At 59.4% G+C, this 15,883-nt stretch carries 4 protein-coding genes; all 4 read right to left on the bottom strand.

The genetic code is table 11. The features are described from left to right. Nucleotides 1–11: 11 nt before the first annotated feature. Genes KVQ82_RS07500 through KVQ82_RS07485 form a run of 4 tightly spaced genes read right to left on the bottom strand, consistent with a single transcriptional unit; the run spans nucleotide 12 to nucleotide 15,543 of the window. A complete protein-coding gene (locus KVQ82_RS07500; protein ID WP_222018542.1) occupies nucleotides 12–4,298 on the bottom strand; it encodes a collagen binding domain-containing protein in 4,287 nt (1,428 codons plus the stop codon). Then, the gene (locus tag KVQ82_RS07495) at nucleotides 4,291–8,349 is read right to left on the bottom strand and encodes a neuraminidase-like domain-containing protein (RefSeq protein WP_222018541.1); all 4,059 of its coding nucleotides are present in this window, start codon (nucleotides 8,347–8,349) and stop codon (nucleotides 4,291–4,293) included. Before KVQ82_RS07495 ends, KVQ82_RS07500 begins: the two co-directional genes overlap by 8 nt. Nucleotides 8,350–8,395: 46 nt before the next feature. Beyond that, on the bottom strand, nucleotides 8,396–12,019 hold the full coding sequence (locus tag KVQ82_RS07490; protein ID WP_222018540.1) for a Tc toxin subunit A: 3,624 nt from the start codon (nucleotides 12,017–12,019) through the stop codon (nucleotides 8,396–8,398). After that, a complete protein-coding gene (locus KVQ82_RS07485; protein ID WP_222018539.1) occupies nucleotides 12,016–15,543 on the bottom strand; it encodes a hypothetical protein in 3,528 nt (1,175 codons plus the stop codon). The genes KVQ82_RS07490 and KVQ82_RS07485 overlap by 4 nt, the downstream gene beginning before the upstream one ends. Between the last annotated feature and the right edge of the window lie 340 nt (nucleotides 15,544–15,883).

Raw genomic sequence — 15,883 nt, 5'->3', positions numbered from 1 at the left:
CGGGAGCACGTTTACAGACGCAAACTCCAACTTGAACCTCCCCTGACAGTCGCCGAGACGCTATCCCAAGCGGGCAAAATGAATCTGACCTCTGCAAAGCCGTCGTCATCTGTTCGTGACGCCGCAAGTTCCAAATTCGGGAAACTCCAGAAAACCTGCTCGCCCTTGATCGGCACCAAGGCTGTGTTCGCAACGCGAACCTGTATATGAGCTTCCTTACCAATAATCGACTGCCCATGAAGCTTTTGTATCATTACGATCTGCGGTCTGCTCGCAGGATCAAATACCTCAAACTCCAGTGACTGCGAGCCGCCCAAGGCAACCGTTGCCCGCAACTCATACACGCCTGTTTCAATCGGTCTGAAATCAACGCGCGATTTTCCATCCGGCCCCGTGTAAGTAGCCGGCAACGTCAACTCCGGATAATCCCAGATGACCCTGACGCCTGCCAGGGCCCGGCCATCGTGACGCGACACCACCCGGACCTCGGCCGTTGCCTCTTTGCCCAGATCGATATTTGTATCGGGACTGGTCAACGACTCAATCTCCGGCACTATGCCGAAATACCCCAGTCGCGCCATATCCCAACCACCCAGCCCGCCTCGGACAATGGCCGATAAGACTTCATCTACGTCAGCCGGATAATTAAAGGTCAACCGCGCAAGACCCTCCTCATCCGTCACCGACGGCGTCAAGGTACTGCCTGCAAAATCCCAGCGCACCTGCACACCCGCCAGCGGTAAACCGGTACGTGCCGACACCACTTTGGCTATGGCATGCGCGCGGTCCTCATTGGGTGGCGAACGAGAATCTTCCGGTTCGTACAATTCGCTGATGACGCGCGGTTCTTCAAGCGTATAGGGCAGCTCAACCGACTCCGAATGCGCCGTCTCTCCCACCTTCGCCGTCACTACCGCCGGCCCCGGCGTCTTCGGTTTGAAGCGCACAGTGGCAACACCATAAAAGTCGGTCAGACTGGTGGTCGTTCCCAGATCTTCGTTGCGCCAGGTCACCAATACGCCGGCGATACCTTGACCAGAAACGGACGACACCACTTTCACCTGCTCGACCAGTTCCTGCTCCCATTCCACCACTTGCTGAACGCTAGTACTGGTGAGCAGTTTCCACACCTGCGCGCCCTCCCCCAGCGACATCGCGTTGGCCGGCGACAGGCTGGCGAGGCGCTCGGCTCCAAGGCGCAGCGCGAAGCTGCCGTCCTTCAGGTCGGCGCAACGCAAGGAATAGCGCAGAAAACCGAAGGCTGAAGGCTGGCGTGGCGCGCCGAGCGCGGGTTCGAAACTCAGCCCCAATTCCACTGGCCCGGTGCCGGTCAAACCCAGGGTCAGCTCCTGGTCGAGCAATGGGCTGCCCTCCGGGAACAGTACCTCGATGGCATGTGAACCGTTGCGTCGCGGAAAGTAGGTGTGACTGCCCCATGGATGTTCATCATGCCCATCGAACCGCACCCGCACATCCTCCCAAGGGTCACCGGCAATTGCCGTAAAGGACAGGGCACGCTGCTCCACATAGCCATCGAACAGGCTATGCACATGGGCCACCACCTCCTGCTGACCCGCAGTAACCGGCAGCAGGCCAAAACCCGACCAGCCGAGGTCATCGCTGGCGACGGTGTCGGAGCCGATCGCGCTCGTCCACTGCACCGCCACCTGCGCGACTGCCTGGCGGGTGAAAGCCGAGACCACCCGGATCCAACTCCAGGCTTTATCCTTGCCAAGGACGGCATGGACCGCGGACTCACGCCAGCCTTCGATTCGCAACTTGTTGTGGCCGAGCTGCATCGGGTTGGCGGTCATGGACAGGTTCAATGCCGGCAAATAAAGACCCAGCATAAAGTTGCCGGAGACCTTGCTCGCGCTGAAGTCCAGTACCCATCCGACACCACCGTCATCGAGTGGCCGGGCAGTATCGAGCGGAGGCTCGACGCTCGCGTCCAGCTCTTCAGCCGGGGTTCCCAGCCACATCAACGTCCCCTGCAGTCCCACCAGAGGGCTCAAGGCATTGGGCAGGTAGCGCAAGCTGTGCGTGGCCCCGATGCAGGGAAACATTCTCTGACTGGCGCTTGTCGCAGTCATCTGATCCAGCATCACCGTCAGTTCATCCACAAGCGCTGTAGAGATCAGCCGACCGAACAACTCCCGGGGCGCGGCAAGCACCGGACTGCTCAAGGTCAGGCTGAACAGACTGCTGGTACTCGAGGCGACCTGCGAACTGAACGTCCACTCCAGCCCTTTTACCTCAAGCTTGCGCGGCTCGCCGATAAACGTGACGGTCAACCCGATTCCCGGCGACTCCCCCCGCCATTGCAGCGTCACCATCTGGTCAAGCAGCACACTGCTGGTCGTGGGTTCGACTTTCAGTGTGTGTGGGGCTCCGCGCCAGCACAGCAACCCCAGCTCGGCCAGATCGACTGCTACATCGTCGAACAAAATCCTGACCTGATTCTTCCACGGACTGCTGGCCAGCGCCGTCACTGCAAACGTTCGCTCTATCGGCACCGCGTCATCGTGTGCCCGCACGCGAGCGGTCACCACCAATTCACCGGCGCGGCTTGGTTGATACAGCACACTGGCCCAGCCGCCGAGCCCCGATCGGGTGACAATCGTGCCTTCGGGCGTCTGCCAGTCCACCCGTGCATTGTTGACCGGCTCGCCGTCGCCGCTGGTGACCACATGCACCACCTGCACCCGCAACAGAACACTTTCGCCTTCGTCCACCACGGGAAACTTGTTGGCCTCCTGAACGTCGCCAATGCGCACCAGATTGCGTGCCAGTGACATGTGTTTCCTGTCAGAACGCAGTAGCAACTTCGAGCACGACAGCAGCAGCTGGAAACGCCCGTCAAGCTCGTCCCGGCAGTCCAGCTCCCAGCTCAAGTCAGCGGCGTCGGACGGCACCCATTCTTCCAGCTCGGGACGTACCCGCACACCCAACTGTGCCGCGGAATCGCCTTCCCAGCGCATGGCCAGTTCGCTGCCACGTAATGCCTCAGGCAGCCGGACACTCAGCTGATAAGTCGAACCCCGATTGGGATAACCGGTCTTTTGCGCCCAAGGCGAGGCATCGCCTTCTACCACGGCCAGCACGTCCTTCCATGGATCGGTCGCCAGCACACGAACGTCCAGCTTCGTGGTCTCGACCCCGCTGGCGTAGTAAGGACTCGCCACCGAGGCCAGAATGGCAATGTCGCCTGCTGCAACGGGCAGATAATCGAAATACGCCCAGCCTTCCGGGTCGGTGGGTGTCGTGCTCAGAACCCCCCGCTCTTCTGTGGCCCAGGTCACCATGCGCCCAGCCAGAAACTGACCGGTGTACCAGGACGCCACTCGCACCCCCAGACGCACTGATTGTTCCAACTCCAGCACCGGGAAATACGCCGCTTCCAGCACCTCACCAAACATCAGCCGGTGATGCCCCAGCGAGACCTGCATCGAGTAAGGCTCGGCGGTGAACTGGTTCACCAGTTGCACCGTGAACAAGTAAGGTTCCTGATCACCGATCAACGGGCATTGAAGGAACCACGGTGAATCCAGTGGTTGATCCACGCCCCAGTCAGGGGTCGCAATAATGGCGCCTTGTGGATTGTCATCGCTCACCAACGCAGCTTTGGTGTGCAGCCAGGGACTGTCGGGGGCGAGTATGAACTGAAGTCGGTGCTGCAAGTCCTCCGTCGCGCCCAGCCCCAGAAAAACCGACTCGTCAGGCAACAAGTGCTCCGCGTCTACCTTCACCGTGCGCATCTGCGGCAGCGCAAGGTGCAAGTCCAGGCGAATGCGGGTGATCACAACCTGCAGGTGATAGTCCTCGGGATCAGCATTGGCCGGAGCGACGATTGTGAGGCGAATCTTGTCCTGGCGCTGCACCGGCAGATCGAACGGAGCATTGTAGAACGTCGGTTTGAATTCCAGCGGCTGCCCACTGGCAATCCGGACCCGATCCTCTGCCGAGTTGCGAGGGCTGCCCGGCGGCAACAGTATTTCCCTCAACAGGGTGCCATTTTCAGCCGTGATGAGTATTTTTCCCGGTTCGGTGTGCCGCGTCTCATACAAAAAACTCAGCACATACCTGGCGCTGGCACCCGGTTCCACAGGTAAAGTGAACTGTTGAGAGACAGAGGCACGGTTTCCCGCAGTAAGCACTTTAATCTGCACATCCTCATACACCTCGCCTGTGACTGAAATCTCACGGTCATTGTTGCCCTTTTCCCAGAAGTCCAGACTCTCACGGAAATCCCCGTTCAGCACCAGACTGTCATTAGCCTGAATCACCGGTTCAAACATGATGGTCTGCTCCTTGGTTTTTACGTGACTGGCGGGAAGTCAGCGCCCGGGTGACCAGGTCTTTGACAGCGAGGGTAAACGTCGGCTCACCGGCCTTGGCCGTGTACCGGACGCGCACAATGATGTCGGTAAGCGATTCGAGCATCGACGCTTGCCCCTCGCTTTGGGGCCAGGGAAAGTGCAACTGCCAGCGCGAGACCGCACCGGTGTTCTCGAACGGGTTGAGCAAGCCCTCGTCCGGTTTACCGGCGTTCATGCCGGTGTCGGCGAGCCCTGCCGATAAACCGATCTGCTGACCACTGCGCAAATTGAACAGCACCTCGGCAGGCGCCACCTTGCCCGCCGGCTGATGCAGGTACTCGACCGAGCGTGCCGAGGCCTGGGTAGCGGTCATGCTGCCAATCTGCAGCAGCGTCGCCAGTACATCCTGATAAGGTCCGAGCAGTCCGGGCAGATCGACCTCGACCAGGTTGATCTGCCGGCAATACTCACCCGGGTGATCACGATCGAATGACAACTGCGTCAGCTGGAACTCCAGCATGCCCTTGTCGATCAATTCGTCCCGTGCCTGGGTCCAGTCGGAGAATCCCGTCTGCGGATCAACCTTGTCATCGAACAGCCGTCGCAGCGAAATGGTCTTCACTCGCTCCAGACGACGCTCATGGCTTTGCAGGTACAGCCGATCCATGCGCAGCAGGTATTCGCGCAAGTGTTCACCGGCGGTCAGCCCGTGACGGTTGTCCAGCCAGACCTGCGGCAACGCCTCAGCGGTTTCGTAATTGCCGGTTTCAGCACTCAACGACGCACGGGCACTCAGGCACAGACTGACCACCGCATCGTAAGCCTGATAGTGCAAGGCCTTGAGCTGGCCCAGCAGCCAGCCGAACAATTCTGCATTGGTCGCGCGTTTCTTCAGGTAGTTGTAGAGCACCAGTGCCTGACCGTTGGCCCGCAGGGTTTGCTCCAGACTTGTCCTGGCCGCCTCGAGGGCGAATGTCTGCGCGGTGATCTGCTCTGCGATCGCACCGACTTCGGCCAGTGCCTGATCGCGTTGCAACTCCCACTCTCTGCGGCGCAGGCGGTAGCTTTCGGTGATGGCTTGTTTATCCGCGTCGATCTGCAACAGCATCGCGCCGATTTCCAGACCGAAAACCACGGCATCGGCGATTTTTTCTGGACGATGGCCACCGTTGGCCATGCCAAAAATGCTCGGCAGGGCCCCCACGACCGCGCCTCCGGTCTTGATCGCGTGCGTCCCGGCATTCATCCATTTGACGGCCTGCAGCTTTTCCATGACCTGGTATTCGGCATCGCTGATGTGTTCGTCGTACCAGGCGTTGTATCGATCGGCCCGCTGCCTGGCCATGGTCTGACTCTGCCTCAGGGCCGTGAGCCCCGCTTCAAGCTGGGCAATGGATTGTTCTTGAACCGTGCGGGCGTAGTCGCCCAGTTCCTTGAGATGCTCTTGCTGCAGTTCTTCCTGCTCGGCCCGATCGCGCTGTTCCAGCAGGCGCAAAACCTGGCTGCCGTACTCCTGCAAGGTCTGCACAGCGCGCAACGCCGCCTCGTAGGTGACCCGCCAGCGGAAGGCGCCCACCACCAGACGTCCGCCCATCGGCCGCAGCATGCCAATCCCGCCAGCGGCCAGATCGAGCAACAATTGGTTGGGATCGGTGGGTGGGCTGAACAGCGGAACGTCCAGTGGTTTGCCATCCAGGGTCAGGTTGTTGCGCAAGTTGTTCAGACGCTGGCCCGGCCAGTCGAACAGATCAAGCAACTGTTCGTTGATCGGCAGTTTGAACGGCTCGTTCGCCAGCAGGCCCAACAACGGTGACGCTTCGGCAGCCGGAGGAATGTCTGCCGGAGAAAACTGCAGTTCCTGCTCGAACTGTTCGAGCGTCGGGCGGTTCGTGCTCTGCTTCAACAAGTCATCTACCGTCCGCGCTTGCCAGCGAGTCACCGCCCGGGCAAAGGGTGGTTTGCCCATCAGAAACTCGGCTTGTACGTAACACAGTTTTGCCGCCACCAGCGCATCGCGGGTGAGCTGGCGGTAGTACCAGTCGCCCCACGCGACCAGGTTTCTCACGTATTCGGTGAACACCAGAATCCGATAGTGTCGTGGCGCGGCATAGGCAATCGCATCAGGATCGGTGGGCATCTGTGTTTCGTACCCGGCGTTCCCCTCGCTTGCCAGGGGACGGCAGCGCCAATAACGAGGTTTCTTCGGTTCGACCGACGTTTCAACGGCTTGCGGATCGAACACATAATGCAGCCAGTTCTGCGCCTCCAGATAGCGATCCTCAGCCCGCAAACGGGTCGCCACCAGATGCGGCAGATGAAAAAACAGCTCCCAGAAATACAGACCATTGGCCCCGTCGAACGCCCCGTTCGGCTCAGCGATCGGCCCCGCAGCTGGAGGGGGTTCGGTCAGGAACTGGGTGTCCCAGTCCAGTACGGCATCCACGGAAATATTGCTGCGCAGCACCAGCTCCGGGCCGAACAGCGAGTTCAAGCGTGTGCGGGGCAGCATGTCGGGCTGTCTGAATCCGATGAACTGCGCGGCATTCAGCGTATTTTTTTCCAGCGTCGGCGGCACGAAACGGGTGATCCCGGTCAGCGAGACTGTAAATTGCTTGCTGCCTTGTTCGGCGTTGCTCAACGAGAACTCGAACAACCCGGTGAATCCTCCTTTCAAGCGCTTGAGGTGCATCCAGTCCGTGGCCCACCCCCCTGCAACTGGTTTTGATGCCTTGACAGGTGTAGGGTCACCTTCGGCACCCTCGCGGAACGCCAGCTCAAACTCGGCGACTTCGCTGGTGATTCCGCCCTTTTCCCGACACAGCCCCCTGACCCAGAGAAAATCCTCTGTGCCCGCCTCCGAAAACACCGCCTGCAGCCCGTAATAATCCGTCAGCGCCCCCGAGGTCTCACTCTTGATCGCGACCACTGGCTGATTCTTTGGTGTCAGCGGATGCTGCAAGGTCAGAATATCGGTGAAGCGATGAGTGGCCAGATGATTGAGCCAAGTGCCGTCGTCTTCGGCCAGCGGACGAAAAAGCACATCACGGGTGACGCGTATGTTCAGACCCGCCGGGCTGGTGAGCAATACACCCAGCCGTCCCTTGGGGTGAATGAGGTCATCGGCCAACGTCATCGCCAGCAAGCGGGCACCCGCGCTGATATCACTGTCCTGATCAGCGCTGTACAAGCTCAGGGGGGCGGACCATTCCGCGTTCTGGCTCATGAACGCCAGGTTGATATCGAGCTTGGGGGGTAAATAGCCGTCCTCCCCTTTTTTACCCACTTGGTCGCGCCATTCGGCCCACACCAGACACATGCGTCCCGCCCAGAACAACGGCCGTATATCCAGAACCCGGCCTCCCACCGGAATGTCGACGGGTTGCCATTCACTCCATGTCGCCGGGTTGACCGGATTACCGGCAGCGGTGAGTTCGATGTCGGCCTTGCGCCAGTAATACTGCAACGGCTGCACCCGCTGACGACCGACGAAATAGTAAGTTGCACGGCTTGGCGAATCGCCATCCAGACAGGCGCTGATAACGTCCAGATTACAGATCTGTTCGAATGCCTTGAGGTATCCGTGCAACGCACGCCGCACCGAATCGTCGGTCAGACGCGTCTGATTCAAATCATTTTCCAGCGCCTTGAACAGACGGGTCTTGCGTTGCCGCACAAAGGGATTGATGAAGTTTTCCGGATAGACCGCGATCAACGTCAGCGCCGCCCAGTCGGGGTAATTGCTGTACAGCTCCCAGAGCTTCACTTCCGCCGCCGGGAATGCGGTGTCTTGGTAGCCTGGCTCAAGCTTGCGATAAGCCGCATGAATGAATTGCTGCGCGCAACTGGTCGCCTCGGCAACCCATGAACTTTGCACCGGGTAGTTGTCCAGCGGATCCATGCGCAATAACTCGAACAGGTCCTGCGGCGTTTTCACGAAAGAGTAATTCTTCCTGGCAGCCTGACCGATGCAGTAATCGACCAATGCTGCGCGGCGCTTTTCCAACAAGGGAGACAATTTGCGTTGAGTCATGGTCTTGTCCTGAGTCGTGGGGTTGACGCTGCGTCAACCAACGCTGTCATTGGAGAATCGGTGCTTCGGTGAAAGTGACCGGGTCAAAATCTATTTCGCGATTATTGGCTTCGCAGCGCACGCTGAAAATGAACGTGCCACCGGACGAACTCGACACGTACACCCGCGTAATCCCCTCGGCATCGGCATAATTCTGTTCGGGACGGATCACCGCCGAGCCGCTACTGCCGCTGGCGGGTCGGGCAAACCAGCGCACCAGACGGTTGCGTCCGAGGTTTCGATAGTTGTCGCGCAGCGTGGCGTACAACGCGACTTCCTGCCCCGCAGGAACCGGTTCCAGCGGCACCAGAGACGTTAATGGTGCCGGGAAGAAGAGCGTCTCGGGGTCATCGGAGATGTTGATGGCCGGGGCCTGTTGCGCATCGATCAGGTCAAGCCAGAACAGCGGCGTTTCCTGCCCCATGACCTTGCCCGGCAGATACTCGACCGATACCGTTCCGTCGACCTCGGTGGCCTTGGTCGCAAGCGTGCCGAGGCTCACCTGCCAGTACACGTTGACACCCCTCAATGGCCGATTGTCGGCATCGCGCAGCGTTACGGTAAATATCACTTTCTCGCCGGGCTTGCCGGCCACCACCTCCGTCTTGTCTACCACACAGGTCATGGTGACCAGCGGTTGCGCTACCTCATCGGCGAAAGCGCCCACCGACTCACGGTTGTCTGAAAGGCTGAACAGCGAGCGCTCGGCAGCGACTCGATAAGCCTCCCTGTCTACGGTCTGCGGCAGGTTTCCCACGAGGAAAATCGTCAGGGCGTCCATGCCGCTGTCCCGGGCCAGTACGCGGATGCGCATCAGCAAATCGAGCTGGGGCAGTGTCTTGAGAATCTTCAACGTCGAGTCGATGCGGCTGACACACTCACGCACCTCCTGCACGCTCCAGTCGAAAAACGCCGCCAGTCGCAACGCGGCCGCTTCTTGTGCCAAGCGCAACGCATCGCCTGTCAGAGGGCTGGGCAATGCATTGACCTGACGCAGGTAGTCGAGCAGTTTGCCGGCCGGCTGCTCGCTCAGCTCGAAGGCCCGACCCAGCGTGCTCAGGTAATACAGGGTACGAATCGACAGCTGATGTCGATCGTTCTGAGCCATCCAGGCCTTGTGGCCGTATTGCAGAAAGTCGTCGAGCAACACCGCAGACAGATCCAGCTGGTTCGTCACGGCGCTGCGACGTCGCACATCAGCCAACAAGTTCAGCAGCGGGTCGGGCTGTTCAGAAGCACGCGCAGCGTGGCTGAGCGCATCAGCGGCATCATGATCGGCACGTGCGCTGACCTGAGACAACAATTGATAAACCGTGGACTGTGCCCAGGTCAGCATCAGCAATCCGCGTTCGATATCAAGGCCGGTGTACGCCACCAGACACTCCCTGGCGACCGAGACCTGCGCTTCCCGCGCCTGCAACAGCACGCCGAGCATTCGCTCGACAAGCGCGCCCCGAACACTGGCATCGTTCTCGCCCAGCCCTTCCCTGATGGCCTGGTCGAAAATCTCCCGGGCCAGGCTCAAGTACTGGGCCTCGGGTAATTGCAGATCGATGATCAACCCCCTGTGGTCGACCAGCTTGGTCAGCAATTGCAGCCAGTCCAGCCCCTCCAGCGAGGGTACGCCAGCCATCGACAACCCGGCATTGTTGAACAGCGTCGCCGGCAGCAGGTTGAGAATCTGTTCAAACAACCGACGCTCAGCCTGCGTGGCCACCGCCAGCGCCTGCAGCGGTGCCACCTGATTCAACATCCATAGGACAGGGATTTCGCGATCCCTGCACCAAGACACACAGGCGTGCAGGGCATCAATCAGATTGAGCACATCCGGTGGGGTTTCGCTTTCGAGGCGTGTGTACAGGCGCGGTACGCCTGCGAGCCCGTCGACCCAGCGCTCGCCACCCAACAGGGTCAGCATCAGCACCCCTTCGACCGGGGTAATGCCCAATAACCGTGGCAACTTCACCAGTCGGTAGAAACTCGAAATGACTGCCGGGGTGCGCCAGAGCGTCCTGTTGAACCCGTGTGCCCGTTCGATCGCGACCGCAAGGTAGGCATAAGTCTGCAGATCAATAGCCAATCCGCTGCACAACTGGCTGATCGTCAGTTCCGCCCCAGACTGCGCCGGCAGCGTCGCAAATGTTTCGCCGTCCAGCACCAGCGGCTGACGATAATTGCCCTGGCTGTTGAAGGTACGATCGAACAATGACAGGGCATCGGCACGGCCGTAAATCGGGATTTCATCGATAAATACCGCGAAGTCCTCTGCCGAACAGCCATAACGTTCACGCAGCGACTGAAACAAGCCGAGGGCCTGCACCTGATGAGTGGAAATCCACCACGGGTTTGCCAGTTTCGCCTGACGTGTCTCTGCCCTGATCGCTGCCGTCAACAACGCGTCCACCTGCTCGCTGGGCAGCTCCAGCCATCGATCCAGGCGCAACTTGCGATTCATTCGTTCGTAGCGGTCAATGGTGGCCGGGGCTTGTGTAAAACGATGCAGAAAAGTTGCGCCGTCTTCACTGTAAGCAATGCCGAGTGCCGGGCTGGTCGCGGCATTGAGATACACCGAGCCGGATCGCTGGCTCTCGTCAGCGCCCGGCTGCTCGCTCTCATACACGGTGACGTTGGCCGAACGCGTCGGGGCGAATTCGCGAATCGACAGCAACGACTCGATATCACGGGTGTCCAGCCCTGTTTGCTGGCCAAAGAACTTCACCTGATTGAGGTCCTGCCAATCTTCTCCGGTCGTACCAAAGTTGCGTTGGTAATATTCGAGTTTGTTTGCCTCGTCAGTGGGCGCTTCCGTCAACAGTTCACGCTGGTAAGGCCCCAACCGCGACGCATGGGTGAAGGCGCGACCTGCATCGTTGTCCCACAGCTCGGGCTGCAGGAAGTAGGGATAGGCCAGATCCACGATCTGGACGATATCGCCCACCGACAGGCCATGTTCACGGGCGACAAAATCAAGCGTGACCCAATGCTGGTGGTACGGCAGACCGTTGGGATAACGGGTCTGGATCAACGCCTCTTCGAGGTCTGTAGCGCTATCGTTTTCCTTGATGAACGTCTCGAGCACCGGAACGATGATGTCCAGCGCCGACACCGCCTGATGTACGGCATTGAAGTCAACCAGCAGCCTATTCAGATCCTGACGACGCTCATGCAAATCGAGCTTATCGGCGCTGCCAACGGGGTATATTTTCTCCTCGATCCAGCGCAACAGCTCAATCAGGTAGGCCACCGGGGAGACGATTGACTCCAGTGCCTGCGGCGGGCACAAGGCATCGAAATCTGGCGAGAACAGCTGCTCGTAGCTCGGCCCATCGACCCTCGACAACAGACCGCTGTCGGGCCGGGTAACCCGGGCGTTCGAACCGCTCAACGAGTGTTCGATGAACCGACGTCGGACGAACACAGCCAGGCTGTTGGCTCTGCGTAAAAAAGTCTGCGCATCGTCGGGGTTCAACCGGTAATGCCTGACCAGCCCCTGAACGCCTTGCTCGACCAGCGGAAAAATCGAACCACCGTTTTCGAGGTGTTCACAAAAATCGGCGTAGCTTTCCCGCTGTTCGTCACTGAAGACTTGTTTCAGCCACTGCTGCACTGGGCGGATCAAAGGCTCGGTCATGGTCGGGCTCCCGGAGCAATCGACGTTATCTCGAAACGCTCGCTTTCAACCCAGTCGGATACGGTCGAGCCATCCGCTGCGTCGGTGATGGTTTGTTGGAATCGACACCACTGGCCGCCCGGGAGCTGGGGTTGCGTTGCCTCGCCGCGCCAGCCTTGAGCAGTGACGGCAATGCCTGCGCTCAGCGCGGTTTCAGGGTTGAACCAGGGCACTACGCGCCCGACGCCCGTGCGTCCCTTGCCGACGAAGCGCAGCGGATTTTCTACCCAGAACCCCGGCGCCGGTTCATCGATAGTTGGCAAATATGTGCCCAATACCACGGGAAGTGCAGCCGAGGCGGCAGATTCGAACTCATCACGCGAAGCCACCGCCACCAGATCCGCGGGGCCGAGGGACTGCCCCGTTTCAAGCATCAATGACCAGGTACGGTCGTCAAGCACCGGAGCGCTCGCTCGCACCGTGCCGCCATTGCCTGTCAGCGTCACAAGAACGGTGTCACCCGGATAGCCGAAGCCGGACACAACGACCTGACGACCGACGTGCACGCCTCGTCCGGGGCTTTCGATCACCGGGGCGGCAGGCACCACTTTGTAAGTGCGCGGAGCACTTTCCTTTGACTCGTGGGTCTCGAGGAATTGCCGGCCTTTTACGGTGTAATTGCCGACCGGCACCGTTACCTCCGCACGCCATTTTCCCAAAGAGTCGACCGGGACTTTATCGAGCAGGATTTCACTCGAATTTTCACGCCGGATCGTCACATGACCAAAGGGTTCGGCGGTGCCCGAAAGCGTCGAGGTACGGGCCAGCGATTGATTCGGCGCCGGCACCTCGATGACCGGCGGCACCAGCACGACAAAAAAGCTGCGCACGGCACTGGGCAAAGAGGGTCTGCCAGCAATGGTTTGCACGGCATCGATCTGGTATTTGCGAAACTCGAGTTTTCTCAGTTCGATGAACCAAGCGTTATGAGTGGTCAGCTGTTTCGGCTCACCCAGATTCCGCCCGAATTGCGCGTCCCGCAGTTGCAACGTCGCACCGCTATAGCCGTTGATACCGCGCACGGTCATGTCGTAGTGGGTGTCTGCGTTTTCATCCGGCTCGGTGATGACCGGTTTTTCCGGGCTGACCGAGAACATTTGCGAGGCCGGCGGTGACGGGCGTCCGGCAACCGTCTGGATCACCGTCACGGTGTGCTGCTTGTCCGGGGCGAATCCCGCGTCGCGCTTGAAGGTCCATGCGCCGCTGGTGCCGACCGGCCGGTGCTCGGTCGCACTGTCGCTGTACTTCAGGCTCAGCGTCGCGCCGGGCCAGCAGGTGCCGGAGATTTTCGGTGACAGTCCATCGTCCTCGACGGCAGTGATGATGGGGGCCAGCAGCGGCACGGTGATCGTCATTTCCACCGGGTCGGAAGCGAGCGCACCGTCCTTCTGCACCAACTGCACCACCTTGGTGGTGTTCGGCTCCCAGCGTGCAGATGCCTGTGCCGACCAAACCTGAGCCGTGACCGATGCCGGCGGCGCAATCGCCACTCCGCTTGCCTTGTCCGTCACGTGCACGGTCGCGCCACTGACCCCCTTGCCAGACAGGATCGGCGTGTAATCGACCACCGTATAAGACAGGTCAGTCGGTGCTGGAAAACGGTCGATATTGATGATCCGCTTTACCGCATCCGACTCCGCATTACCCAGTTTCTGCAGGATGAGTACCGTGCGCGTCGAACCTGGCGCCCAGGCTTGAAAAGCCCGGGTCGACCAGCCTTGCGCCGTGACGGTGGTTGCCGGCGCAACCGCATTGCCATTGGCCTCGTCGGTAACCTCGACCGATGCGTTGGTAACGCCCTTTCCGGTGAAGGTGGGGGTGTAATTGGAAACGGTGTAAGTCACCTCCGTGGGCGGAGGCAATTTCGATGAAGTTTTGAACAGGTACTCATGCGAGGGAATCCAGCCCCCGGCGTTATCGGAAACTTTCTGCACGATCTTCAGATCGTAGTCGCCGATGGGCCAGTTCTGTGAAGTCGTTCTCCAACTGCCTGCGGTCACGACTACAGCAGGTGGCAGCGTCGCACCTCCCGGGCCTTTGACAATCGTGATCTCGACTGTGGCGTTGGTAAGCCCTGCACCGGAAAACTCGATGGTAGTGAGTGTCGGGTAGATGACGCTGACTGCGGTCAGTGCGGGCGGGCGAACCTTGAAAGTACATGGCGGACCCGCATCGGAAGTAACCCCTGACACCGTTTGCTTTGCGACGATCGTGAACGAACCGAACGGCATGTCTCGGGTGAACGTCGTGACCCGCCATTGTCCGTTGCTATCTGCTGTGCCCTGGCCAATCTTGAATGAATGCTCTGAATCCTTGAGTACTTCGACGACGGCGCCTGAAACAGCTCGCTCCCCTGCTATCGGTCCTCTCGGATCGGTCACTGCGCCTTCGACCGGTGTCGTGATTGTCGGGCGCAGAAACAAGGTGAAAAATTGCGGATTGGTCCAATCATTCATGCCACGGTGGCCGGCAGTCATTTCGACACGTCCGCCGTTGGGATAGTTAGCCTGGTTGAATGTGGCTTCCCATGTATCGTCAGGCTTGACGGTTGTCGTGGCGTGTAACACAGCGCCCCCCGGGGTCATCACATCGATGACATTGCCTGGCGTGCCTCGGCCTTTGATCAGCAATCCGCTGGCCGACTGAAGCACAGCGCCGTTTGCCGGGGAGTCGATGCGTGGTGCCACGTACCTTGGCTTGAGGTTAACGGTATTGGACTTACCGGAGTTCTGGTTGCCAATGATTTGCTCGGCGTAGAAAGCCAATACGCCGGGCGGCAATCCGATGGAGGTATTCCAACTCCCGTTGTTCAAGACAGGAGTAGTACGGACTGGAATTTCGGTACCGTTGTACTGACACTTCAAGTGAATTGAGCCGGGGACAAGCCCGTTTCTACCGGAAACAGTGAACGGCTTCTCGACATCGATCTCGGTTCCGGAAGTCGGAACCTCAATGATCGGTTTCTGTGCCGGATAGATATCAAGGCCCCAGCCTTCGTGGGGTTCAACATCGTTGTTGGTTCCGTCGTAGTCAACCCGGATTGCAAGCGACACGCCATAATCAGGAGGGCCGAGCGGGGAGTCGACATATTCCACATAATCGTGCCATTGGGTGTCCTGATGCATGGAGTCAGGGGAGTTCTTGCGAACCCAGTCACGAGCTTGAAGACCCACATCTATATTGGCGCGAGTCCAGTTCCCGTAGCGCGTGGTCATCTTGTAACGCAAGGTCTTCACATAGATGCGGCCGGATTCGAACTTGTACCGGCACACCATTTGAGTTTGCAGCTGCGGCACTCGGGGGTGGGTCTGGTAAAGCGATGTTTCGACCGCATCCGCCCAGAACACCTCGGAAAACTGCGCTCCATCGCCCAGTTCCTTGAGTGATCCGTCTGCCAGTTTCGTGACCTGAGCGACAGTGGTCTGAACCTTTTCGGTATCAAGCCAGGCTCGTCCTTTCTCGTCGTCCTCGACGGTTTCGTTCATGTCGGCAGTGCTCCGGGCAATGGGTCGCTCACGTTGTGGGATCAACATACGTGTGCTCATTGCGCGCAACCACTGTCAGAACTGACAGTCAAAAAGACCCAATTCATCTAAAAAAAGATTGCTTTATTACTAGAACAGCTAAGGCTTTCCACGCCTTACTTCGACACCCGCAGCAAACTACATCGCCTTGTGCCTTTGCCTACAGATCCGCCAGAATCCGCCGGCTTGTGCGCCTTGCCGATGCCCCGTAACGTGATCCGTGCCGCTGCCAATCAGTGGTCGGGTTCAGTCGCCCGGGGGTTTCACCAATGTGCATAAGCGTCATCAAGTCGGGTATTCC

Source organism: Pseudomonas sp. AO-1 (assembly GCF_019775695.1).
In the GTDB taxonomy this organism is placed as follows: domain Bacteria; phylum Pseudomonadota; class Gammaproteobacteria; order Pseudomonadales; family Pseudomonadaceae; genus Aquipseudomonas; species Aquipseudomonas parakoreensis.
This window is presented reverse-complemented; position numbering and strand designations above follow the sequence as displayed.

Bases quoted from the DNA above. Each gene is read 5' to 3' on its own strand.
- KVQ82_RS07500 (WP_222018542.1), bottom strand. From the start codon at position 4,298: ATGTTTGAACCGGTGATTCAGGCTAATGACAGTCTGGTGCTGAACGGG.
- KVQ82_RS07495 (WP_222018541.1), bottom strand. From the start codon at position 8,349: ATGACTCAACGCAAATTGTCTCCCTTGTTGGAAAAGCGCCGCGCAGCA.
- KVQ82_RS07490 (WP_222018540.1), bottom strand. From the start codon at position 12,019: ATGACCGAGCCTTTGATCCGCCCAGTGCAGCAGTGGCTGAAACAAGTC.
- KVQ82_RS07485 (WP_222018539.1), bottom strand. From the start codon at position 15,543: ATGAACGAAACCGTCGAGGACGACGAGAAAGGACGAGCCTGGCTTGAT.